Source organism: Serratia ureilytica (genome assembly GCF_013375155.1).
GTDB lineage: Bacteria > Pseudomonadota > Gammaproteobacteria > Enterobacterales > Enterobacteriaceae > Serratia > Serratia ureilytica.
In genome coordinates this window covers 197,711-220,111 of the sequence record NZ_JABXOF010000007.1, presented here as the reverse complement: position 1 = coordinate 220,111, position 22,401 = coordinate 197,711, and the positions used below count along the sequence as shown (strand labels likewise).

Genomic DNA, 22,401 nt, shown 5'->3' with positions numbered 1-22,401 from the left:
GCGGCCTTAGCGCAGCGTCGCCTGCCACTGCGGATCGCTGGCGAACCATTCCACCAGAAAGTCCAGCATGGTGCGCAAGGTGGCGGGCATTTGTCGGCGTGAGGTGTAGATGCCGTAGATACCCATCGATTGCGGCCGGTAACCCGGCAGCAGCTCCACCAGTTCGCCGCTGGCCAACAGCGGCGCCGCCGAATAGTAGGGCTGCAGGGAAATGCCCGCCCCCTGCACCGTACCGGCCATCAGCACCACCGATTCGTTGGCGCTCAGGTTGCCGCTGACCGCCACCGCCGATTTCACCCCCTGAGCGTCGAAATGCCACAGGCTTTTGCCGAAATAGGAATAAGTCAGGCAGTTGTGTAACGCCAGATCCTGCGGCTGGCGCGGCGTGCCGTGCGCCGCCAGATACGCCGGCGCGGCGCACACCACCGACGCGCAGGTGGACAGCGGCCGGGCGATCAGGTTGGGATCCAGCTCATTGGTGATGCGCAGCGCCAGATCGATGCGCTCTTCCACCAGGTTCACCGCCCGGTTGTTCATCTGCAGATCGACCGCCACCTGCGGATGACGCTTCAGATACTGGGCGACGGCCCCCACCAGCGCCGTTTGTCCGAGCGATTGCGAACAGGTGATGCGCAGCAGGCCGCGCAGTTCGTCGCTCTGCCCTTCCTCCACCAGATCGATTTCCCCCGCCAGCGCCAACATTTGTCGGCAGCGCTCCAAAGTACGCTCACCGGCGTCGGTCAGACTAAGCTTACGGGTAGTGCGGTGCAGTAAACGCGCCCCGGCCCATTGCTCCATCTGGGCCAGGTAGCGAGTGACCATCGCGCGCGACATCTCCAGCGTTTCCGCAGCGGCGATCATGCTGCCGCGATCGACGATGGTGACAAAAACCTCAGCGGCGGTAATGCGATCCATGATTAGTCCGATTTATGCAACGAATAATTGCTTATTATCCGGTTTTTCTATCGCTTTATGCAACCTAACATCATTACAACATTAACCGATACCTAAGGACCTCTGCCCATGTTTAAGAAATCACTGTTAACTCTGGCCTTCACCGGCGTCGCCACCCTGAGCACCTACGCCACCGCTGCCGATACCCTGACCATGGAAGTGTATAACCCGGGCGAGAAAAGCGTGTTCCCGGTGTCTTCCGAAATCGTCAGCGGCAAACACGAAGTGGCGCTGATCGACGCACAGTTCCAGCGCAACGATGCCGAAGAGCTGGTGAAAAAGATCAAGGCGACCGGCAAGAAACTGACCACCGTCTACATCAGCCACTCAGATCCGGATTTCTATTTCGGTCTGGACGTGATTAAGGCCGCTTTCCCGGAGGCGAAAATCATCGCTTCGCCTGGCACCATCAAGGACATTAACGCCACCAAAGACGGCAAAATCGCCTACTGGGGCCCAATCCTGAAAGACAACGCGCCGAAAACCGTGATCGTGCCGCAGCCGCTGCAGGGCGACAGCTTCACCATCGACGGTCAAAAAGTGGAAGTGAAAGGCCTGAACGGCCCGACTCCCGATCGCACCTTCGTGTGGATCCCGGTGCTGAAAGCGGTCGTGGGCGGCGTGGCGGTCGCCGGTGACAATATCCATCCGTGGATCGCCGATAACCAGAGCGTAGAATCACGCCAGCACTGGCAGCAGACGCTGAAAAACATCGAAGCGCTGAAGCCGCAGGTCGTCGTGCCGGGCCACTTCCTGCCGGGTGCCGCACAGACGCTGGCATCGGTGCACTTTACCCAAAAATACCTGACCACGCTGGAAGCCGAACTGCCGAAAGCCAAGGATTCCGCCGCGCTGATTGAAGCGATGAAAAAGCACTACCCGACGCTGAAAGACGAATCGAGCCTGGAACTGAGCGCGAAAGTGCTGAAAGGCGAGATGAAGTGGCCGCAATAAGCGCCCGAGCGTGATTGAACCAGCCCTGGCGCCGCGGCGGCTTGCCGCGCGCCAAGCGAGGAGTAAAAATGACCGAAACCACTCTGCATTACATTTTCGATCCGCTGTGCGGTTGGTGCTACGGCGCCGCACCGCTGGTAAAAGCGGCTCAGAGCCTCCCCGGGCTGAAGGTCGTGCCGCACGCCGGCGGCATGATGACCGGCAACAACCGCCGTCAGATCACCGACGAATGGCGCAACTACGTCATTCCGCACGACAAGCGCATCGCCGAGATGACGGGCCAGCCTTTCGGCGAAGCCTATTTCAACGGCCTGCTGCGCGACACCACGGCGGTGATGGATTCCGAGCCGCCGATCACGGCTATCCTGGCGGCGGAAAAACTGGCGGGACGCGGGCTGGACATGCTGCACCGCATTCAGCAGGCGCACTATCAGGAAGGGCGACGCATCGCCGACACGCCGGTGCTGGAAGCGTTGGCGAAAGAGCTGGGGTTGCCTTCGGCGGCGTTTATCGCCGAAATGCGCTTCAACAGCGGTGCGCCGACCGCGCAACACATCGCGGAAAGCCGGGCGCTGCTGGCCAAAGTGCAGGGCCAGGGCTTCCCGACCTTTGCGCTGCAGGATAGCGAGGGCCAGCTGCATCTGCTGCCGGCCGGCAATTATCTGGGCAATGTGGAAGCCTGGAAGAATCTGTTGGGCGCCGCCGCGCTGGCGTAACCCTTCTCGCCCCGGCCACCGGGGCGGGTCATTCGACCCGTACGAACCGCCCTTCCGCCCGCACATTGTGGCCGAACCCGCAATCCCCCCGCGTATGCATCTCCAGCGCTTGCTCGCCAAACGCCATCGTCACGTCGCAGACCTGCGCGCTTTCCGAGTCATGTTGATGGTAGACGGCCTTGCCGTGCTCAATGGGCAGCTCGGCGGTGAAGTCGCCCATGTTCGGGCCGTAATACAGCCCCATCTGCGGCATGGCGTAGCCGGAAAAATCGATCAGCCAGCGCTCGCCCTGCGGCTTCACCACCACTTCGCTCCACACCCCGCGCCCGGCGTATTGCCAGTACACGCCGCCCGGCCCCTGCGGCTGCGGCCGCTGCGCCAGGCGTTGGCGCAACAGACTCATGTTGTGCTGCGATTTGTCATCGTGCGGCGCCAGCGCCAGATAGGCCTGCGCCTTGAGCAATTCACCGGCGTGCATCAGCGACAGCGCCACGTTGTTGTAAGCCGTGGCGACAGCCTGCTCGCTCAGACCGCAAAACTCGCTCCAGGCCGCCTGATCGCGAAAGATGTCGGCGGCTTTGGCGTAATCCTGGCGCTGATAGGCCTTTTTTCCCAGTTCGGCGTAGCTCGCCACCTTTTGGCAGTCGGCGGCGATGTCCGGCTCGTCAATGTGCGCCCAGGCCCGGGCGCTGGCGAAGACGCCGCAGGTCAGCAACAGGGGAAACCAAGCCTTCATCGTTTATCCTTTCTGCAAAAATTCGGCGCCAGTATAACCGCCCGGCGCCGGAGTGTATGCCGCAATTGCGCTCACCTGCGCGCCGACGGCGATTCAGCCGCCTTATTTCAAACGGTTAGCGGAGTCAAAACTGCTTACAGTCGCGGTTTGTTTGTTACCGGCCCGCAGCCCATGCTGAACAAAATACCGCAATTATCGAGCCGTTATGAACGCAACCCCCTTGCAGAAACACGCCATTTGGCAGTTGATCAAACCCTTTTGGGTGTCGGAGGAACGATGGCGCGCCTGGATGATGCTGATCGCCATCGTCGTCCTGTCGCTCGGCCTGGTCTATATCAGCGTGCAGATCAACCAGTGGAACCAGGTGTTCTACGACGCGCTGCAGAACAAAAACTACCCGGTATTCAAGGCGCAGCTGTGGCGCTTTACCTATCTGGCGCTGATCTTCATCGTGCTGGCGGTCTACAAGATCTACCTGACTCAGGGGCTGCAGATGCGCTGGCGGCGCTGGATGACGGAAAGGTTCATGGGAAAATGGCTGGCGCACCAGGCGTATTACCACACCGAGCAGCAGCAGATCGTCGATAACCCCGATCAGCGTATCGCTGAAGATCTCAACGTGCTGACCCAATATACCCTGTCGCTGTCGCTCGGGCTGCTCTCCAGCCTGGTGACGCTGTTTTCCTTTATCGACATTTTATGGCATGTCAGCGGGCCGATGACCTTCGCGCTCGGGCAACACGCCATCACCTTGCCCGGCTATATGGTGTGGTTCGCGCTGCTGTATGCGGTGTTGGGATCGCTGCTGATCTGGTGGGTCGGCAAACCGCTGGTCATGCTGGGCTTTAACCAGGAGCGGTATGAGGCGAACTTCCGTTTCGGCCTGATCCGCATCCGCGAAAACAACGACGCCATTGCACTGTACCACGGCGAACCGCGCGAGGCGCAGCAGTTGGGTGACCGTTTCGACACCATTCGCAGCAACTGGTGGGCGATCATGCGCATCACCCGGCGGCTCAACATCGCCACCAACTTCTACGGCCAGTTCGCCATCGTGTTTCCCCTGCTGGTGGCGGCGCCGCGCTACTTCTCCGGCGCCATCCAGATGGGCGGCCTGATGCAGATCGCCTCGGCCTTCGGCCAGGTGCAGGGCGCGCTGTCGTGGTTTATCGACGCGTTTAACGATTTGGCGACCTGGAAAGCCTGCGTTAACCGTCTGGCCGGCTTCAACGCCGCCGTCGATCAGGTTCACCATCAGCCGCGCGGCATTCAACTGCGGGAGGAGACCGCCCATCCGTTAACGCTAGACAACCTCAGCCTGCACTTGCCCGACGGCCAGCCGCTGCTGACCGGCGCCGAGATGACGCTGCAACGCGGCGATCGCCTGCTGATCGTCGGGCCTTCCGGCTGCGGCAAGTCGACGCTGCTGCGCGCCATCGCCGGTATCTGGCCTTACGGCGCGGGCGCCATCGGGGTAGAGGGCAACGCCAACATGCTGTTCCTGCCGCAGCGCAGCTACATTCCGATCGGCACGCTGCGCGAAGCGCTGAGCTACCCGAGCCTGGCGTCGGAATACAGCGACGCGCAGCTGATGCGGGTGCTGGAAAACTGCCGCCTGAAGCACCTGCAGCGCTGGCTGGACACCTCCGCCAACTGGAGCCATCGCCTGTCGCCGGGCGAGCAACAGCGGCTAGCCTTCGCCCGCGCCCTGTTGATTCGCCCGAGCATCCTGTTCCTCGACGAGGCCACCAGCGCACTGGACGACGAAACCGAGCAACTGATGTACTGCCTGCTGGTGGATGAACTGCCGGACGTGACGCTGGTCAGCGTGGCGCACCGCAACAGCGTGGCGAAATACCACCAGACCTGCTGGCGCTTCAGCCGCGGCGCAGACCAACCGGCGCGTCTGGCGCTGAGCCCGTTGCCGGCCTAACTCACGGAGCCGGGCGCGCCCGCGCCCGGTTTTCGTTCAGATGCCGTCGGCCTGCGCGTCTTCGCACTTCACGCGGCGGCGTTCATGCCACAGGCTGGTCAGGCCGCGTTTACCGCACGCCAGCGCCACCTCGCGAAATTCATCCAGGCTCAGTCCGTCACGTTCCAGCATCATTTCCGCCGCCAGCTGCATGTTGACGCCGGTCAGCACTTCGCAATCACCCCGCGCATCCGCCAGTTCACAGGCGCTGCGAAAAGGCGAACCGCCGAGCATGTCGGTCAGGAACACCACGCCGTCCGGCTGCGCCACCGCGACCAGCGCCGAGCGTAAGGCATCCCTGAGCTGCGCGGTGCTCATCTGTTCGGGGAAATCGACCGCCGCGCAATGTCGCTGCGGCCCCACCACCTGTTCCACCGCCTGCAGCAGCCCGGAGGCAAAGCCGCCGTGGCCGGTAATCACAATGCCTGGCATATCCCGCTCCTCATAAAATGCCGATAAATTTGCCCGCCACGCCGATCGCTACCGTGACGCCAATCAGCTTCACCGGCGAGAATCCGCGCTTCATCAGGAAGAAAATGAGCAGCGTGAAGCACAGCGGCAGCAAGTTGGGCATCAACTTGTCCAGCACGTCGGTCTGCAGCGCCACGCTGGCCTTGCCGGCATGCATCACCAGCGGCGTGGACAGGTGCACGTACGAGGCCACCAGCGCGCCGATCACCGTCATGCCGACAATGGAAGCGGCGTGAGAAATGCGCCGGGTATGGGTCTTCAGCAGCGCCAGCGCGCTGGTGCCGGCCTGATAGCCGTAGTGCGCCAGCCCAAAACGCAGGCCGAAGTGGAACAGGTTGAACAGCAGCAGGAAGACGATCGGCCCGAACAGGCTGCCCTCCAATGCCAGCGAAGCGCCTATGCCGGCGCAGATCGGCAACAGCGTCAGCCAAAACAGCGCATCGCCGATACCTCCGAGCGGCCCCATCAGCGCCACTTTCACCGCGCGAATGGTGGAGATCTTTTCCTTGTTCTGCTCCATCGCCAGCACCAGGCCGGACAGGAAGGTGACGTCGAACGGGTGCACGTTGATAAATTCCATGTGCATCTTCATCGAGTTGGCCAGATCCTGCGGGTTGCGGTGGATCTTACGCAGCGCGGGGATCAGCTGATACAGCCAGCCGCCCGCCTGCATGCGCTCGTAGTTGAACGACGCCTGCAGCAGCAGCGAACGCCAGGCCATGCGGTTGATGTCGCCGCGCGTCAGCGCTTCGGCGGGCCGGCTGTCCAGATAGTCGTCCTGCTCCACCTGGCTGGTGGCCAGCGCCTGCGCCATACGCTGCTCGGCCTTTTGCGCCAGCAGATCGTCGGAATCGTTAAATGCCATCTTCGGCGTCCTCCTGCGGAGCGGGCCGGGCCGTCGCCTCTGCCGCGCCGCGTTGCGTGTTGAAGAAATCAATCAAAGCGATCGCCAGGGCGCCCAGCGCCACCGCCAGGATCGGCAGTTTGAGAAACGTGACCGAGATGAAACCGAGGATAAAATAGGCCACGTAGGTTTTTTTCATCATCACTTTCATCAGCAGCGAGAAACCGATCGCCGGCATCATGCCGCCCGCCACCGCCAGCCCGTCCAGCAGCCAGCCCGGCGCTTTCTGCACCATGGCGCTGGCCGCATCGGCGCCGAAGTAAATCGGCAGGAACGCCACCACGAAATAGAAGATGAACAGAATGCCGATGCCGAGATAATTCACCCGTTCAATGCCGCGCCAGTTCAGCGCTTTCACCATGCGATCGCAGCGGTGCATCATCGGCGAGAACAACGTAAACAGCAGCGTGATGCAGCCCTGCACCGCGATCGAGAACGGCACCGCCACGCCGATCGCCACTTTAGGATCGGCTTTGGTCAGAATGGCGAATGCGGTGCCGATCACCCCGCCGATCACCACGTTAGGCGGTTGGGCTCCCGCCAACGGCACCATCCCCATCCACACAAGCTCCAGCGTGCCACCCACCAGCAACCCGGTATAGACATCGCCCAAAATCAGCCCCACCAGCGGCCCCATCACTACCGGCCGGTGGAAGTGGGTCAGACCGTCGAACAGGTCAACCCCCGCCAGCCCGGCCAACAGCGCAATCAATAACGCATCCGTCAACATGCTTTCCCCCTGGCTCAAAAGAGCAGTTTGCCGATCGCCTCACCCGCTTCATCCGGCACCCGTCGCACTTCGCACTCCACGCCCAGTTCCGCCAGCGCGCGGAACGCGGCCACGTCGCCGTCGTCCAGCGACACCGTTTTGTGCACCTGCCGCTTCCCCTCGGCGAAGTGCATATTGCCGACGTTGACGAAACGGATCGGCACCCCGCCGCGCACCAGCGTCAACACGTCCTGCGGCGTTTTGCACACCAGAAAGATCTTCTGCCGATCCGCCGCCTTGTGGATCACGTCAATGGTTTTCTGCAGCGTGAAATAACGGGTCTGCACCCCTTCCGCCACCACCATGTCCATCAGGTTCTGCTGCACCGGATCGGCGGCGGCCTCGTCGTTGGCCACCACCACCAGGTTGGCGCCGAGGGTATTGGTCCAGGTCACGCCTACCTGGCCGTGCACCAGGCGATTGTCGATGCGGGTCATTAAAATGTTCGGCATGCTAGCGGCCCTCCGGGTAACAGGCGGCGTGGTAATCGTCGAGTACCTGCGTCACTTTATGCAGCACCCATTCCTGCGGATCGGCGCTCAATTCGCCGGCGTTCAGCGCCCGCGCCTGATCCGGCAGGTACTGGCTGAGCAGCGCCAACGGCGCCGGGTTGCGGCGCAGGTTATCCAGCAAGCCGTCGACCGCCTGCTGCACCTGCGGCTGCGGCCAGTAGTAACGCACCCGATCGCTCAGGCTGTAGTGGCGATCGAGATACTGTTGGTGCGGCGTGCCGTGGTAATAGCGGCTCCACTGCTGCGGCTGCTCGCGCATCACCTGTTCCAGCGTGGCGCGCAGCTGCGACGACTGGCGTTCCCCCAGCCATTCACGCTCGATGCGATCGAGAGCGAACAGCGCTTCTCGCAGCGCAAAGGTCAGCGCCGGCCCCACCTTCAGGATGGCGAAGTGATCGCGCACCAACTGGCGATAGGCCTGCGGCGGTTGGTAATCCGTAGAGTGCGCTTCATAGATCATGCCCGGCTGCCGTTCGATGAAATGGCTCAATGCGTCGGCGCGCTGCGGCTGATAACGTTCGACGCTGTGGTGATCGAACTCGACGCCCGGCTGCACCACCAGCGCAATGGTTCGCTGCCAGGCATCGTTCAGCTCGGCTTTTTGCCAGGCGATACGGTGCATTTCCAGCGTTTGCGCCACCGCCTGCGGCGTGGTGACCTGCAGGCCCGCCAATGCCTCCTGCGCGCCGCCCGGCACCGGCACCTCGGTGCCGATCACATAGACCGGCGCTTCGCCGCCGCTCTGCGCCCAGGCGCGTTCCGCCACCGCGCACAGGCGTGCCGCACGCTCGGCGACCGCCGCATCCCCCAGGGGCGAGGGATCGCCGGCGCACGACATGGAACAATCGAGATGAATTTTGCGAAATCCGGCGCGAACGTAATCGTCGATCAACGTTTCCGCCAGCGCCATCGCTTCCTGAGCCGGGCGATCCTGCCAGGCGTTCGGCCCCAGATGATCGCCGCCCAGCCACACGCGCTCGCGCGCCAGGCCAACCTCATCCGCCAGACGCCAAAGCGCATCGCGGAACTGGGCCGCCGTTTGGCCGGTATAGCCGCCGAACTGATTGACCTGGTTGGAGGTCGCTTCCACCAACACCGGCGTGCCGCGGCTTTTAGCCTGCCGCAGCGCGGCCTCCAGAACCCAGGGATGGGCGGAACAGACGGAAAAAATCCCGACCGGCATACCGGCCTTGTGCTGCTCGACAAGCTGTAACAACTGCTGCATGAAGCCCCCATGCAGGCGCCGTGCTACCGATCGGCGATGATGACCTCCACGCCCAGCTCGGTTAACGCCCGCTCGTAATCGTCCGGAAGACGGCTGTCAGTGATCAGCCGATGGATTTGTCCGGCTTCGCGAATCATGCAAAAGCTCTTGCGACCGAATTTGCTGGCATCCGCCACCGCGATAATCTCGCGCGCCACCTCGCACATCACGCGATTGAGGTGCGCTTCACCGGGGTGAGGCGTGGTGATGCCGGCGCTCAGATCGAACCCGTCGACGCCCAAAAACAGCTTGTCGAAGCGGTACTGACGCAATTGCTGCTCGGCAGCCGGACCGTAGAGCGAGTAAGAGTTGCGGCGCACGCTGCCCCCCAGCACCATGACTTCCACCCCGTCGTTTCCCGAAAGCTCATAGGCAATGTTCAGCGCGTTGGTCATCACCACCAGATCGCGCCGCCCCTTCAGGAACGGCACAATCTGCGCGGTGGTTGAACCGGAATCGAGGATCAGCGCCTCGCCGTCGCGCACATAGCCGGCCGCCGCGTTGGCGATCAGCGTTTTGACATCGCGATTCAACCGCCCTTTGTCCCGCAGCGGCCGATCGAAAGCGAATTGCTGATTGAGCATTGCGCCGCCGTAAGCGCGCAGCGCACACCCTTTTCGTTCCAGAAAGCGCAGATCGTTGCGGATCGTCACCGTGGATACTGCAAACTGTTTGCTGAGCTGTTCCACACGCACGCTGCCGTGCTCGCATAACAGATCGATGATGTGTTCACGTCGCTTTGCGGTATTCACTGGCATGAGCTGCGGTCCTCAGGTTTCCGGTATCGCCGGGGAGAAGATGGCTTTCGCTCTACTGCGCTGGCATTACAGCAAAGCGAAAGCAATGAAATTGTGATCGGGCTTACAGCCCCGTTTTAGCAAAAAAACCGCCAAAAAACCTTTCGAATCGAAACGAATCGAAAAGCCCAAAAATGGAATGGGAGAAAAATGAAATGCCATGACGAGCATGAGCGCCGGAGAGCAGCCGCACCGGCGGCGGCAGAAGTGAAAGCGCTGCAGACCCCGCCCTGCGCCATGACTTTTAGTTCGCTAAGTGACCAGGATCACATAATGGTAATTATCCTGCAGCCGGCGGGGGTCAGCCCTCTCCATCCCGCCGGGCCATCCCCTTGTCAGCACGAGCCATCTTCCCTACACTTGCGATCAGATATCGGCTCCTTGTCGGTACGTAAGCGTTAACGTCAATCAACGCATCACGCCATGCAGCGCTGATTGTCTGCATGCCATGGTGCGAGGAACTCATGCCGCAACCCGCTTCATCTTCATCATCATCCATCGCGACCCCGCGTTGCCGTTTGCATCGCCCTGCTCTGCTGATCGTTGGCATCATGCTGATCGCGGCTAACCTGCGCGCCGCCCTCACCAGCGTCGGCCCGCTGCTGGAACAGATTCAGCAACAGCTGGCGTTGTCCGCCACCGCCGCCGGCCTGATCAACTCGCTGCCGCTGATCCTGTTCGCCGTCCTCTCGCCACTCACCCCGGCGCTGGCGAAACGCTTCGGAATCGAACGCACCCTGGGCTTTGCCCTCGCACTGCTGGTTTGCGGCATCGCGCTGCGTTCCCTGCCGCAAGACGCCATGCTCTGGCTGGGAAGCGTTCTGATCGGCGCCGCCATCGCCTTCGCCAATGTGGTGCTGCCAACGCTGGTGAAAAGAGATTTTCCTCATCGCGCCGCCGCGATGATAGCGGCCTATGCGGCGGTGATGTCACTGGTCGCCGCCATCGCCTCCGGTCTGGCGGTACCGCTGGCTTCCCTGGCCGATCTCGGCTGGCGCTTCTCCTTGCTGTGCTGGGGATTACCTGCGCTGTTGGCGCTGTTGATCTGGTTGCCGCAGCTGCGGCGCACAGCCACACCCGCAGCCAAAGAGCCACAATCGGCAGAGCCGCAACGCTATCGCTCTCCCTGGGGCAGCGCGCTGGGCTGGCAAGTGGCGATGTTCATGGGGCTGCAATCGATCGCCTTCTACACCATTATCGGCTGGTTCAGCGCCTTTGCCGTCAGCCACGGCGCCTCAGCCCAGCAGGCGGGCTTCGAGCTGTTCGTTTATCAGGTGGTGGCGATCGTCGCCAACTTTGTCATGGTGGTGATTTTGCCGCGGGCGCGCGATCAGCGGGCGATAGCGCTGGGCAGTTCTCTGCTGATCTTTATCGGCGTCGGGGGATTATTGGTGCAACCCGCCAGTTCACTGGTGTGGCTGACGTTTGCCGGGTTGGGAGCGGGGAGTTCGCTGGTGCTGGCGCTGTCGTTCTTTGGATTGCGCAGTCAGCATCATCATCAGGCGACGCTGCTGTCGGGCATGGCGCAATCCGTCGGTTATCTGTTGGCCGCGCTGGGACCCACCTTATTCGGCCTGTTGCACGATCTGACGGAAGGCTGGCGCTGGCCGTTGATCGCTCTGCTATGCCTGACCGTCTTGCAAATGCTGTTCGGCGCGCTGGCCGGCCGCAGCCGCGTGATCGGCTAACGTCGCTGAACGATGGGCCGCGCCGCTTCGGGAGCGGTATCCTGCCATAAATCTTCAATAAAGGCGCGCTGCTCATCGCTCAGCCCCCATGAAGGCGGAATTTTTGACTGCGCGCGACGCTGAACGCCCTCACGGTTTTTAGCCTGCTTCTTGTTCACGAATCGTCTTCCTGCTTAACCTGCTAACTCAGTAACCAGTAAATCACGGCAGCGGTTAGCAGCCAGAACAGCCCGCTACCGATAAACACACACAGCCATGCTTTACGTTTGATATTTGATCCATCCTTGCTCACCACAGCGCCCCTAACCAATAGATTAAACCACTCAAAATAAAATTATTGATCTATTTTAACGATCAATAAAGTCGTTTTTTCCTATGGAAATTTAAAAAAATGCTGCTACCCATAGGTCTGCATTGCCGAATCAGCCACAACGGCACCGTGGATATCACTGTTATCGGCAGGCGAGAACGTGTTTTGATAGGCGAACGAATGCGCAGTGTGCCACACCTTTAAAGGTCAAAATTAAACCACCGGTAAATAATTCAAACATCAATTATTTGACTGGTCGTAAGCCAAATCGGCAGCAGACAGCATTGGAGGAGCGAGAGAAAATGAAGCGACGCACTGAAATAATGCTCGGGAGAAGCGCCGGCCCGTTTTGGTCTGGCACGGGCCGGCGTAAGTTAACCGATTCTGCTGACGGAATCCCGGCTGGCGTGTTCACGCTCGCTGCCGGTCAACTCGCGTAAATGGCCTGAGCGCATCTCCAGCAACCGATCGGCGTGTTCGAAATAGTGATCATCATGGCTGATGGCGAACACCGTTTTGCCTAACGCGCGCAGCGCCGGCAACAGTTCGCGATAGAAAATGCGCCGGAACTGCGGATCCTGATCAGCGGCCCATTCATCCAACAGCAAAATATCGCGTTGTTCCGCCACCGCCAGCAACAGGGCCAGACGTTTGCGCTGCCCCTGCGACAGTTGCGGGTTGGTCACTCTGGCGCCGTCGAACTGCAATTTGCTTTTCATATTCAACCGTTCAAGCCAATGCGCGACCAGCGCCGTATCAGGTTCGCCGCCTTCCGGTCCTTGTAAACGATCGAACTGATGAAAATCGGTGAAAATCGCTGAAAACAGCCGGCGATAGTCCGGCATATCCGCCGCGGTCTGTGCGACACCATCCAGAACGATGTGCCCGCTTACCGGCCGATACAATCCGGTCAATAGCATCGCCAGCGTTGACTTGCCGCTGCCGTTGCCGCCGATAAGAAACACCAGCTCACCGCGCCGCAGCGTCAGATTAAGCGGCCCGACGGTAAAACCGGGCTGTTGTTCCGCATCTGCATAGTGAAAAACCACGTCGCGCAGCTCCAGCGTCTGCCAGGAACGGCCAACGGCGGCTGGAAACCCCGGCTGATACTCGGCCAGACGCAGCGCTTTCAGCTTGTTGAAGGCCACTTCGGCGCCGACCAGCGTCGGAAACGCCCCCACGGCCTGCAGTAAGGGCGTGCGCAAGAACAGCAGCGTCAGCGAGTAGGTCGCGGCCACCGTCGAGTCCGCCCATCCCAAACTGTTGGCCATAAAGAACACCAGCCCGATCGCCCCTAACATCATGATGTTTGACCAGTTGAGCGCACTCAAATGGAAGGTATCGGCGCGAATGATATGGTAGCGATAGGCTTGCGCGTCGGGCTGATAGGCCTGCTCGTATAACGCCTGCGCCCGTTTGCGGTTCAACGTCAGTTCCTTACGGCCGTCAATCACCGATTCATAACGATGATAGAGACGCTCTTCTGACTCGCGCAAACTGGCCATATGGCGATAAACCCGTGACACCAGGCAGCCGCTACCCACCACGGTCACCGCCACCCAAACCGCCGTGACCGCCAGCATTTTCGGCGATAACCACCCCAGATAGGCCGCTGCCCCCAGGGTCAAAATCACCCCTTGCACCAATTCGGGCAAGCGCACGAAGGCGATGGTGATATTGCGGATGTCACTGGACAGACTGGCCAGCAATGAGGCGCTGCCTAACTGTTCGAGGCGCTCGATCTCGGTATCCAGAATGCGCTTCACCAGTTGCCCACGCAATCGATAGACGAAGTAATGGCCCAATGTGGTCAGCGCCAGCTGTGAACCCAACGTGACCGCTATCAACAATGCCAGCAGGGCGAGAAACATCGGCAACACGGCCAATGGGTTGCCGCTGACGTCCATCAGATATTGATTGATAAAAGCAATGATACCGATGCCTAAACCGGCGCTGGCCATGGTCAATGCCATAACCGCCAGAAATGGCCAACGATACTGGCGATAAACCACCCGTAGCAGTTCCATGAACAAACCTCTGAAGTCGCGATCTGGCAGGCATTGTAAGCGGCGTGAGAATGAGATCAAGACGAATTCTCATCACAGCTTATCAAGCACCGGTTGGGGTGAGACGTTATCGCGGTTGCCGCCTGCCGGCGGCCAATTCGCAGCATCGTTCGCTCTGGGCGCTAAATATTCGCCAATTAAATAACCTGCTAAAGAAAATAGATCTATAAAATCAAAATACATTCACTAAAAAAATAACAAAAAGAAAAATATAAAATAAACCCATGCTTTAGCAAGTAAAATTATTTATTTTCTTTGCCGCCTATTATGTTCCAATGCTTTAATAAAACTTCATGATGGAAATCGACAGTACCAGATACGCAGGAAAGGAAAATGAAAAAAAGGAAATTCCTTAGCCAGATTGAAATTGAACAACTGATTGCCGCCGTGCATGAGGGTAAAAATAGCATTCGAGATCGTTGTTTACTATTAATGTGCTTCATTCACGGCTTGCGGGTGAGCGAACTGCGATCATTACGCCTGCAAGATATTGATCTTACCTCCCATCGGATCCATATATCTCGGCTAAAGAACGGTTTTTCCGTTCAGCACCCCATTCAGCCGCGAGAACGACAGGCGCTGTTAAACTGGCTGGCCCAGCGGGCGAACTATCCTGACGCCAATTCCCCATGGTTATTTCTGTCGCGCCACGGCGGGCAAATTTCACGTCAGCAACTGTATCGCCTAATGAGAATGTACGGTGAAATGGCCGGTATTAGCGTTCAGGTTCATCCTCACATGCTGCGACACTCCTGCGGTTACGCGCTTGCAGATAACGGGGTCGATACGCGCTTGATTCAGGATTATTTAGGGCACAAAAATATCCAGAATACGGTGATCTACACCGCAACCAATGTAGAGCGATTCCGCACGATCAGCATTTAATATTACGATGGAAATAACGGTGCAGGCGCTCATCTTCTTTTAACATGCGCATCGAGTAAGGTAAAAATATCGGATGGAAAAATGCAGCCCGGCACGTCAACAACGGTCTAATTCAGCACTATTCCAACGCCGAGCTGCTTTCATCCACCCGCCCAGGGGAACACTTGTTTGATTGTTTTTTCAACGCCTATGCTACCTGCTTATACCCTGTCATTAACGATTAAGTCCCCTTTGACCACTTCCCGCCAAATTGCCGCGTAATATTGCCGTGCAATGAAAACAGTTCGCTGTCATTCTTCACCTGCAGTTTGCGCATGGCGCTGCATTTATGCGCGCTGATCGTCTTGATGCTGCGGCGTTGCAATTCGGCAATTTGCCGCAGGCTCATGCCGTTGAACAAAAAGGCCAACACATCAGTCTCGCAGCGAGTCAGCTTTCGGGTGAACACCTCATCTGCGCTAACCGAGGGGGCCAGAAAAGTCCCTATCTGTGGGCTCAACACTCGCTCCCCAAGCAAGACCCGATTAAAAAACTCCGCCACCAGCGGTAAAGCGTCATCTCTGGCGACGATGCTGACATTGGGCTGAGGCAACAATCGCCCTAACTCTTCTGCATTACGGCAACGGGTATAGGCAATCACCCGTAATTCGGGCAGTTGCGTGCACAGGGCCAGCAACGCTTCCCTGCCCTTAGCGGGCGTCTCATCTTCACCGTCCAGTTCGGTAATCAGCACGTCAGCCTGCTGATAGACCACGCTATCCACTACCGCACGTACGCTGGTTTCCTTTACGACGACTTTTACCTGGGTTGGCAGCGTTTTTAAAAAACTGGCCAACCCTTCCAGCGTCAATGGACATCTGTCCATTAATGCTATGTTCAGCGGTTGCTGACGCCATAAATGCATAATCTGCTCCTATGCTTGCTTGCCCACGAGACCTCGTGCGCTTGCCTAGCGAACCAAGGATGAACCTTGCGCAGCCATCCATTTCCCCTGAAGATACAGTTCCCCATCGCTGTGAAACCCCAGCTTCAACATCGCATTGCGTTTATGGGTGCTGACGGTGCGGATATCACGGCACATGGTCAGCGCCACGCTGGTCACGCTCTTACCGGAAAACAGTTGGGTCAACACATCCAATTCCTTCGCCGTCAGCGGTTTATCGGCGCCAGCCTCATGCAATTGACGTTGGCGTACCCGGTGGCTGAAGCTGCAACTGCCTGTCAGGACTTGCTGAACACAGTGGGTCAATGCAATAGCCGGTTCCTGCTTCAGCATCAGGCCGCGAATGCCGGAAGCGATGAGCTGCCGCAACAGCCTCGGTTCATCCAATGCCGTACAGATGACAATCGCGGTGTCCGGCGAGTTTTCCCGCACCTCAGCGATCAGCTTGAATCCCTCCAATACCGACTCTGATTGACCACACAGCTCCATCACCAATAAACGATGCGGATGCTCAGTCAATAAGGCTCTCAGTTCCACCAGATTTGCTACCTGCCGAATGTTGCCAGGTTGGAGACCACAGGATTCAATCAACCGGTTTCTCATCCCCAGAGCCGTCATGGCGCAGGGTTCCATGACAGCCACGGCACCCGCCGCTTCATTGCCCACCGCCAAGGCCATTCCATTGGGATAATTGATTTTCATATCATCACCTTAACTCTGTCGTTAACCTTCCGCCCACGCCGGTCCTTTTGTCCCATTGCCTACTGATAGACAAAAGTGACCTGCAGAGCGCCGTCTATTGAACCTGGCGTCGATCCGCCATGGGTGCTGTATGCCCGCGCACGTAAATCGAATCTGGCATTATTCGTCGCGCGATCCACCAGTTGCGTCATGCTCTTGCCATTGCCCAGGTTGGCCCCTTGGCTATTCTGCAACTCAATTTGCACCCGACGAGAGCCGCCGTTGCTCTTGTACAAGCTGGCGCTTTCCTCGGCGGGCGTCCCGCTGAAGGTCGCGACGACAGAGGTGGTGGTGCTTGGGCAGTTTTTTAACGTCAGAGGAAACTCTATCCAGGGGCTGAAAGCCCCGGACGTCGCCAGGGTAGCAGCGGAAATATCGTCTCCCAAATTGACGGACACAGTGCCGTTCGCACCGTCGATTTCGCAGGGGGCGGCTTTAATGTTGCCGCTAATCACTATTTTCGATACCGCGTGCGCCGCCGGTACGGTCAAAAGCAACGCGCCGGTCAGCGCCAGGTTGCAGCCAAAACGATTACACATTTTCACCATAATCTGCTCCTTGTCGTTAAACGCAGGGGCCTGTCAGCCCGCTGCCGTTGAAATATCCGTTTATTGGATTTCGGCCTGAATGGTCGCCGTGGCATTGAACTGCCCCACTGAAGGGGCTTGCCCGGTGGTATTGATCGGATATACGCTGATCCGCGAACTGCCGCTTTGGTCGGGATAGTGGAAGTTATCGATGGGCAAGCGCCCGCTCTGCGGCCGAATCACATTGCCCTGCATATCCTTAATCATCACGCCGATGTCGCGGTTGCTGGTCTTCAGCGCCTCCGGCATGTTGCCGTCGGCCTCGCCGCGAAATGACAGACTGACTTTGACGCCCTCGGAAATATTGCGACAAGCCAGCGTCAGCGTTCTCTCTTCCGGTGTGAAACGAGGTGGCATCGCGCCTTTCGTTTGGAAATGGGTGCTGACGATATCGCCAAAGTCGATCACCACCGTCTGGGGACTGATCTCGCAACTCTGCGGCACGGTGACGGTACCGCTCATAGAGATGGTGGAAACCGGCGTATCGCTTTTCACGCCACTCACTACCGATACATACGTTTCCACCAGTCGGGTATTCGGGATCGCCGTCACGCCAACGAAGGGCCGACGGAAATACAGGTGAATGCGCCCACGCGCGCCGCTGTTGTAGGGCGAACGGGCACAGGATTCATCATCGCCATCCATGCTGGTCTTACGGTTAGTCTCATTGGTAAAGGGTGCAGCAAGGTATTCATTGCGCTGCCCCGCCACGAAGACCTCGCTGGCGACGCCCAGATATTCGTTCAACGCGTAATACGTCAATCCGCCCTCCTGAAATACCGGGTTGGTCAACAGCATTTTGGCGGTGATGTAAGAAGCCGTGCGAGCGGTACATTCGCATTTCACATAATACGAACCGGGCAAGTTCCATGCGTTCTTATCCGCGTTCTTGATAATCCGCCCCGTCACGTTTTGCGATGGGTCGCTTAAGCTTGGGGAAAAGGAAAATGAAAAGCCGTGCGTTCCTGATATCGGCGTACACTGCCCTAGCGCCGCCTGCGCCTGCTGTACAGCCAGTATTGCGCACGCCAGCAGCCCACCGGCGATCGCCCTGCGTTGAATCGATATTCCTGTCGCCATTGTCTGCACCTTATAAACACTGTCCGTTAACGAGACGTATTCCGCCGCTCTCTGGCTGATTAGCCAATTGATAGTTAGCCTGACACTGCTGAGCCGCGTCATTGCCCCACTTAACCTGCAGCCGGCCACTCTCCGCCATGCCGGCCAAATAAACCTGCCCGCCGTCACCGACAATGCCGGCATTATCAGAGGGGCTATTGAGATTGCTGACGGTGGCGCCGAACGGCACCGGATTGCCACTGCGCGTCAGTAATGTCAGCAACACGCGGGCACCGACATCCGGATTGAAGCTGGCACGCACCACGGCGCCACGGGTTGGGATCACCGTTTGACTGCTCAAGGTCATATCGACATCCTCGGCGAAAGACTCGCCGTCCAGGCCAACGATATTGCGCCGATAAGGCGTCAGGTAAGGCACAACCGCATAGCCGCGCCAGTCGGTGCTGACCCCGGTCTGGTTCAAAACATCCACCCCTGAAGCGCCGGGCGCCTGCACTAATGCCACCGTATCGCCCAGCGGCTGCGACAGCGTGACGCCGTTTTGGTGCACCAGAACACCGCCCTGCACGCCGTAGCTCACCTGTTGGCGATGGCGATCGTAGCCATACCCCAGGTTCCACTCGGCGAGGGCGCCTTTGTAGTCCGCCTGAATATTACCGTTCGCCCCCACGCCCCTGCCGGTGTAGCCCTGGCTGATGCTGTAGTTCAGGTTGTTGCCCGGCAAAGCGGTGCCGCTCAACCCAAGATTGTTGCTGGTGGCGCCGTTGCGGCTGGCGTTCATGTTGTAGGTGGCGTAGCTGCCAGGCAGCCATTTGCTGAGCGGCACGCTGACGTTGAAGGCCACGATATGGTCGCGAATATTGCTGCGGTTGCCGTTGTTGTCATACCCGTTCTGGCTGAAGGTGTAATTCAGTCCATAGCTGACAGCTTCCCAACTGTTGTTGTAGCTGAGGCTGACCGACTGCGAACGACGATTGTCATTCCAGTAGTCTTCGTTAAACAGGCTGAGCGACAGCGTTCCCCCCAGATCCCACAGGCTCTGACTCATCGTCAACTCGGCACGGCTCTTTTTGTGATCGTTATAGATCGCGCTGTTGCCGCCGTAGCTCTCCAGCGCCTCTTGCAGGTTATAAAAACCGCGCGTGGAATAGCGGTAGCTGGCCAAGCTGAAGTTAGTGCCGGTTTCAATGAAGTTTTTGCCGTAACGCAGGCGCCATGATTGCCCTTGCTCTTTCGGCCGAGTTTCCTGCTTGGTCCATGCCTGAGTGACATCAGCGGACAGCGCCCCCAGCGCCCCCATGTTCTGCCCCCACCCCAGCGCCAGAGACTGGTACTTACTGGCGGCTTGCACGCCGCCATACAACGTGGCCCCCCACGGCAAACCGTAGATGCCGGTGGCCTGGCTGAACGGACGTTCATCAACGCCGCCGCTGTATGAACGGTATTTCCCGCTGGTCAGGCTGTATTTGAAACGCCCTTCACGCTGCAATACCGGCACCACGGCATAAGGCACCACGAAATGTTGCTCCTGCCCGTCAGCCTCGCGCACGCTGACGTTCAGATCGCCGCTGCCGCCCGTGGGGTACAGATCGGTAATTTCAAACGCACCCGGCGGCACATAACTTTGATAAATCACGTAGCCGTTTTGCCGGATCACGATTTGCGCGTTAGTGCGCGCAATCCCGCGCACCACCGGCGAGTAGCCCTTCATACTGTCCGGCAGAATGTCATCTTCAGAAGCCAATTGCCCGCCGCGGAACTGTACGCTGTCGAACACCTCGCTGGACGTTGTGCTGTCGCCCAGAGTCAGGCGGCTTTGCAACGCAACAATATCGCGCTGCAGATAGGTATTGATTGAACGCCAGGATGAAGCGCCGCCGGTGTAGTGATTCCAGATGGAATAGTTACGCAAACGCCAGGCGCCCCAGTTGATGCCCGAGCGCAAATTGAGGTAATAGTTATTGTTGTTCTGCCGTTCGCTGCCGCGTGTTTGGCTATTGGCGCCGCTGAAGTTGTAATTGACCAACAACGCCGGTATGCCGGAGTCCCATTTATCCGGAGAAACATAATCGCGCGCATTTAAGTTCAATGCCGCTTGCGGAATGCTCAGATTCAATCTCAGCTGATTAAACTGGAACACCGTCGAAGCCTGAGGAATGGCCTGCGCCAGATTGACGCAGCGCTCCTCCGCCGCGATCGCCGGGAACATGGAGACTCTCACCCCCAATTCGGCCAATTTTTCCGCGCTGAAACAAGGCTGCAGCGCTTGCTTTCCGCCAGCCGTCGGCATCAGCCGGAACTCGACGTCGAGACTGTCAACCTGTTCGCCGTTAAGGTAAAGATCGACCCGATAAGTGCCGGGCGCCTGGCTGTTGTTTTCCTCAAATACGGAGAGATCGGCGCCGCGCAGCGCCGGGTTGTCAATCTCCAACAGCGCCGGGTTGAAGTAATCACGTGCATGCGCTGCACCGATTGGATAAAGCAGCGCCACCTGGCAAGACATCAAACCGGCCAAAATCGATCGTGTCCCTGGTAAACCAATGCTATTCGGGTTATTCATCCTTTTAACTCCCTGTCCCGATTGGCTCAGCCGCCTAAAATTCAGGTAAGCCGAACGCCGGCCCCAGCGTTACTCCGGGGCCAAAAAACACGCATCGCGGCCCGGCTATAACGTGCCGGTATAGGTCTGGCCGGTTCCGCCATAGTCGTTGATGATTTGCCAGCTCAGGCTGCCTCCCCCACCCTGCGCCGTCGGTAACGGAAAACTGGCGGTAGCTTGCGGCGCAACCATGGTGTTGCCGGTAATGGCACTGCCGTTCAGCTTCAAATTAAAAAAGGTGAGGTAATAGGGTGAAGGGTTGGTCACCTGCAGCCGATCGCCGCTGCGCCGCCACGTTACTTTGCCGGCCGCTTCTTCCGGATTGCCGGCCAGCCCCTGGGGACGATAAATCAGCTTGATGCGGGTCTTGATCGCAATTTGCAGCGTGTTTTCTTTCTTTTCTACCGAAGGAATAGACTTCACATTCAGCCAATACAGCGATTCTCTGTCCGTCGGCAAATTGCCGCCCGCACGCACTACGCGCAGCAGGTTATTTTGGCCGCCGTCCAAGCGAAACAACGGTGGGGTGATGATAAACGGCGCTTTAGCGCTTTCCCCCTCTTGAGCATCGACCCAGGACTGGATCAAATAAGGCACCGCATCCGGATTATTGATATTCAGAGCGGACTCTTTTTTACCTCCGTCGTATATCAGCCGTGTCCCGCCCACGATCACGCCGGCCTGAGCCGGAGCCCAAAGCGCCATCAATAACGCTGCCGTCAGCGCAAAATATCCCGCTTTCATTTTGTTATCTTCCCCGATGAATAAAGAGCCAGAGACACAGCCTCTGGCCCATTTTTCTAACGCTCACGCCGATATAACGGCGTGAATTTACTGATAGGCGATAGTGAAGTTGGCGGTGGCGTTCGCGCTACCGACGGAAACGGTATCGTAAGCGTAATAACGCGCCACAAAGCCCAGAACGTTGTCTTTGTTCTCTGCCAGCGTATATACGCGGGAATCGTTGCCGATATTGAGCACGTTGCTGGCATCATCCAGCAACTGTACGCCAACGCCACCAGCAACATCGGCGGCGTCAGTCAGCTTCAACAACCCGGACTGGCCCTGAACTTGAGTGCCGTCAAAACGCACGGTGGCGCCGGTGACAGTCGCCGGGCAGTTTTTTAACACCAGGTTGAATGCCTTGGCACCTGCAGTATTAGATTGAATAAACGCATCTTTGGCGATCTTACCCAGAGCGACCTGCTTGTTTTGGGAGTCCGGATCGACGGTGCACGACTGATCGGTGATGCTACCGGTGATATTCAGCTTTCCATCAGCGGCAAATACGGAGGAGGTAAATGCAGACGCGGTCAAAACAGCTACAGCCAGCAGATTCTTTTTCATCCTACTTTCCTTAAAATTATGCAAAATATGCATGGTTTTATTTCCGACATATCCTTAATGTCATTCCCTTTTATTTAGTTCCACGAAGAGCAAATACCCTTGACCA

The 22,401-nt window shown here is 58.5% G+C and carries 23 protein-coding genes; 5 read left to right on the top strand and 18 right to left on the bottom strand.

The genetic code is table 11. The features are described from left to right. Positions 1-6 precede the first annotated feature (6 nt). Positions 7-915 carry a LysR family transcriptional regulator gene (locus tag HWW83_RS14735; protein WP_033644836.1) on the bottom strand — a complete coding sequence of 303 codons (909 nt, stop codon included), beginning with the start codon at positions 913-915 and terminating at the stop codon, positions 7-9. A 108-nt stretch (positions 916-1,023) separates the two neighbouring features. Between HWW83_RS14735 and HWW83_RS14730 the strand changes: the two genes are divergently transcribed. Both HWW83_RS14730 and HWW83_RS14725 read left to right on the top strand, forming a co-directional pair. Further along, on the top strand, positions 1,024-1,908 hold the full coding sequence (locus tag HWW83_RS14730) for an MBL fold metallo-hydrolase (protein ID WP_163966802.1): 885 nt from the start codon (positions 1,024-1,026) through the stop codon (positions 1,906-1,908). A gap of 68 nt (positions 1,909-1,976) precedes the next feature. Beyond that, complete coding sequence (locus HWW83_RS14725) at positions 1,977-2,624, top strand: DsbA family protein (protein WP_033644834.1); 648 nt, start codon at positions 1,977-1,979, stop codon at positions 2,622-2,624. Positions 2,625-2,652: 28 nt separating this feature from the next. Here the strand turns inward: HWW83_RS14725 and HWW83_RS14720 are convergent, their stop codons facing one another. Further along, entirely contained in the window at positions 2,653-3,360 is a 708-nt protein-coding gene (locus tag HWW83_RS14720; protein ID WP_033644832.1) for a hypothetical protein, read from the bottom strand. A gap of 205 nt (positions 3,361-3,565) precedes the next feature. Here HWW83_RS14720 and HWW83_RS14715 point away from each other — a divergent pair, with 205 nt between their 5' ends. Then, a complete protein-coding gene (locus tag HWW83_RS14715) occupies positions 3,566-5,293 on the top strand; it encodes an ABC transporter ATP-binding protein/permease (RefSeq protein WP_176589389.1) in 1,728 nt (575 codons plus the stop codon). Positions 5,294-5,329: 36 nt separating this feature from the next. Here HWW83_RS14715 and agaF read toward each other — a convergent pair whose 3' ends face one another. Genes agaF through agaR form a run of 6 tightly spaced genes read right to left on the bottom strand, consistent with a single transcriptional unit; the run spans position 5,330 to position 10,010 of the window. Continuing rightward, positions 5,330-5,764 carry a PTS galactosamine/N-acetylgalactosamine transporter subunit IIA gene (agaF, locus tag HWW83_RS14710; protein WP_033644830.1) on the bottom strand — a complete coding sequence of 145 codons (435 nt, stop codon included), beginning with the start codon at positions 5,762-5,764 and terminating at the stop codon, positions 5,330-5,332. A gap of 10 nt (positions 5,765-5,774) precedes the next feature. Then, positions 5,775-6,668: a PTS system mannose/fructose/sorbose family transporter subunit IID gene (locus HWW83_RS14705; RefSeq protein ID WP_033644827.1), complete on the bottom strand. Its 894-nt coding sequence runs from the start codon at positions 6,666-6,668 to the stop codon at positions 5,775-5,777. Further along, complete coding sequence (gene agaW / locus HWW83_RS14700; RefSeq protein WP_033644826.1) at positions 6,658-7,437, bottom strand: PTS N-acetylgalactosamine transporter subunit IIC; 780 nt, start codon at positions 7,435-7,437, stop codon at positions 6,658-6,660. The genes HWW83_RS14705 and agaW overlap by 11 nt, the downstream gene beginning before the upstream one ends. Positions 7,438-7,451: 14 nt before the next feature. After that, positions 7,452-7,928 (bottom strand): PTS N-acetylgalactosamine transporter subunit IIB, encoded by a 477-nt coding sequence (gene agaV / locus HWW83_RS14695; protein WP_004931808.1) that lies wholly within the window; start codon positions 7,926-7,928, stop codon positions 7,452-7,454. Between the two features lies 1 nt (position 7,929). Next, complete coding sequence (locus HWW83_RS14690; protein WP_089197385.1) at positions 7,930-9,213, bottom strand: D-tagatose-bisphosphate aldolase, class II, non-catalytic subunit; 1,284 nt, start codon at positions 9,211-9,213, stop codon at positions 7,930-7,932. A gap of 23 nt (positions 9,214-9,236) precedes the next feature. Further along, complete coding sequence (gene agaR / locus HWW83_RS14685; RefSeq protein ID WP_033644822.1) at positions 9,237-10,010, bottom strand: transcriptional repressor AgaR; 774 nt, start codon at positions 10,008-10,010, stop codon at positions 9,237-9,239. A gap of 503 nt (positions 10,011-10,513) precedes the next feature. Between agaR and HWW83_RS14680 the strand changes: the two genes are divergently transcribed. Beyond that, on the top strand, positions 10,514-11,737 hold the full coding sequence (locus tag HWW83_RS14680; protein WP_176589388.1) for a CynX/NimT family MFS transporter: 1,224 nt from the start codon (positions 10,514-10,516) through the stop codon (positions 11,735-11,737). On the opposite strand, the gene HWW83_RS25905 is transcribed toward HWW83_RS14680, so the two are convergent. From HWW83_RS25905 to HWW83_RS14670, 3 genes are all read right to left on the bottom strand, one after another. After that, entirely contained in the window at positions 11,734-11,895 is a 162-nt protein-coding gene (locus HWW83_RS25905) for a YciX family protein (RefSeq protein WP_162997249.1), read from the bottom strand. The genes HWW83_RS14680 and HWW83_RS25905 overlap by 4 nt on opposite strands. Before the next feature lie 23 nt (positions 11,896-11,918). After that, the gene (locus tag HWW83_RS14675; protein ID WP_071845171.1) at positions 11,919-12,032 is read right to left on the bottom strand and encodes a YmiA family putative membrane protein; all 114 of its coding nucleotides are present in this window, start codon (positions 12,030-12,032) and stop codon (positions 11,919-11,921) included. Positions 12,033-12,421: 389 nt separating this feature from the next. Further along, the gene (locus tag HWW83_RS14670) at positions 12,422-14,074 is read right to left on the bottom strand and encodes a multidrug ABC transporter permease/ATP-binding protein (protein WP_046687739.1); all 1,653 of its coding nucleotides are present in this window, start codon (positions 14,072-14,074) and stop codon (positions 12,422-12,424) included. A 372-nt stretch (positions 14,075-14,446) separates the two neighbouring features. Between HWW83_RS14670 and HWW83_RS14665 the strand changes: the two genes are divergently transcribed. Continuing rightward, entirely contained in the window at positions 14,447-14,998 is a 552-nt protein-coding gene (locus HWW83_RS14665) for a tyrosine-type DNA invertase (protein ID WP_033644817.1), read from the top strand. Positions 14,999-15,218: 220 nt separating this feature from the next. On the opposite strand, the gene HWW83_RS14660 is transcribed toward HWW83_RS14665, so the two are convergent. The 7 genes from HWW83_RS14660 to HWW83_RS14630 form a co-directional block, all read right to left on the bottom strand. Continuing rightward, positions 15,219-15,902, bottom strand: a complete 684-nt coding sequence (locus tag HWW83_RS14660) for a LuxR C-terminal-related transcriptional regulator (protein ID WP_096242564.1) — start codon at positions 15,900-15,902, stop codon at positions 15,219-15,221. Between the two features lie 45 nt (positions 15,903-15,947). Continuing rightward, on the bottom strand, positions 15,948-16,643 hold the full coding sequence (locus tag HWW83_RS14655; RefSeq protein ID WP_033644815.1) for a LuxR C-terminal-related transcriptional regulator: 696 nt from the start codon (positions 16,641-16,643) through the stop codon (positions 15,948-15,950). 59 nt (positions 16,644-16,702) lie between these two features. Then, positions 16,703-17,230 carry a fimbrial protein gene (locus HWW83_RS14650; RefSeq protein ID WP_103681943.1) on the bottom strand — a complete coding sequence of 176 codons (528 nt, stop codon included), beginning with the start codon at positions 17,228-17,230 and terminating at the stop codon, positions 16,703-16,705. 60 nt (positions 17,231-17,290) lie between these two features. Beyond that, on the bottom strand, positions 17,291-18,349 hold the full coding sequence (locus HWW83_RS14645) for a fimbrial protein (RefSeq protein WP_170853538.1): 1,059 nt from the start codon (positions 18,347-18,349) through the stop codon (positions 17,291-17,293). A gap of 10 nt (positions 18,350-18,359) precedes the next feature. Next, on the bottom strand, positions 18,360-20,909 hold the full coding sequence (locus HWW83_RS14640) for a fimbria/pilus outer membrane usher protein (RefSeq protein ID WP_160204542.1): 2,550 nt from the start codon (positions 20,907-20,909) through the stop codon (positions 18,360-18,362). A gap of 105 nt (positions 20,910-21,014) precedes the next feature. Next, positions 21,015-21,692 carry a fimbrial biogenesis chaperone gene (locus tag HWW83_RS14635; protein ID WP_033644813.1) on the bottom strand — a complete coding sequence of 226 codons (678 nt, stop codon included), beginning with the start codon at positions 21,690-21,692 and terminating at the stop codon, positions 21,015-21,017. A gap of 87 nt (positions 21,693-21,779) precedes the next feature. Continuing rightward, a complete protein-coding gene (locus HWW83_RS14630; protein WP_089197391.1) occupies positions 21,780-22,295 on the bottom strand; it encodes a fimbrial protein in 516 nt (171 codons plus the stop codon). Positions 22,296-22,401 lie beyond the last annotated feature (106 nt).